The organism is Mesorhizobium sp. M1E.F.Ca.ET.063.01.1.1, from assembly GCF_003998155.1.
In the GTDB taxonomy this organism is placed as follows: Bacteria; Pseudomonadota; Alphaproteobacteria; order Rhizobiales; family Rhizobiaceae; genus Mesorhizobium.
In genome coordinates, this window is sequence record NZ_RZSC01001327.1 from 1 (window position 1) to 860 (window position 860).

The window sequence follows — 860 nt, forward strand, 5'->3', positions numbered from 1 at the left end:
CCCTATATCCTGAAAGGCAACGACGCCTATCGGATGACCATGGATGTCATCCGCGCGGACGAGCGCGTGAAAGCAGCCATTGGCGACGATATGACCGACAATTTCTGGATCGGGGGCCACATCAATGTCGAAGCGAGCGGGACGGGAGATGCCCAATTCGGCATTCCGATCCATGGCGCCAGGGGCAAGGGAACCGTGTTCTCGCACCTTGTCCGCAACGCCGGCCAATGGAGCATGCGTCTGCTCGTGGTGCGGATCGACGGCGTCGATGCGCCGATCGTGCTGAAGAATGAAGATCACGTGCCGATCCCGAACGCGGCGATCGGGATATAGCTGCACCGCAAAACGCAAAAACCGCGCTCCAAGGGGAACGCGGCTTTGCCAGATACGCATGGCGTTTCGCTACGAGCGACTTGCGAAACTTACGGGCTCCGGTACGCGAGACCTGATCCGGAGCGCCGGGCGGTTGCGATGTACGCCTCGCAGTCCGTTTTAAAGGCACATCGTTACCGGTGAGTTATCGAGACCTTAAGCAAATCTAAATTTGCCGGCTGTCTGTCAAAGAATGGCACTAATAATCCTTTGAAAGCAGTAGCTTAGGTTCGATCGCCGCGCAGGAAATTAATAATGCCGGAAAAATCGGCGCCAGCATTCCCTTGGGCGTTGAACAGCGCGTAGAGCTGCGTCGCCTCGGCGCCCAAAGGCGTCACTGCGCCTGCGCCCTGCGCGGCTTCCTGCGACAGTTTCAGGTCCTTCAGCATCAGCGCAGCGGCAAAGCCCGGCTTGTAGTCGCGGTTCGCGGGTGAAGCCGGAACGGGACCTGGCACCGGGCAGTAGGTGGTGAGCGACCAGCATTGGCC

At 59.3% G+C, this 860-nt stretch carries 2 protein-coding genes; one reads left to right on the plus strand and one right to left on the minus strand.

What is annotated here, in order from left to right; all coding sequences use genetic code 11:
• The coding region (locus tag EOA29_RS38310; RefSeq protein ID WP_245468786.1) for a cytochrome c oxidase assembly factor Coa1 family protein at positions 1–333 on the plus strand (333 nt) is incomplete at its 5' end.
• A 263-nt stretch (positions 334–596) separates the two neighbouring features.
• On the opposite strand, the gene EOA29_RS38315 is transcribed toward EOA29_RS38310, so the two are convergent.
• On the minus strand, positions 597–860 hold a 264-nt coding region (locus tag EOA29_RS38315), incomplete at its 5' end, for an NAD-binding protein (RefSeq protein ID WP_148669398.1).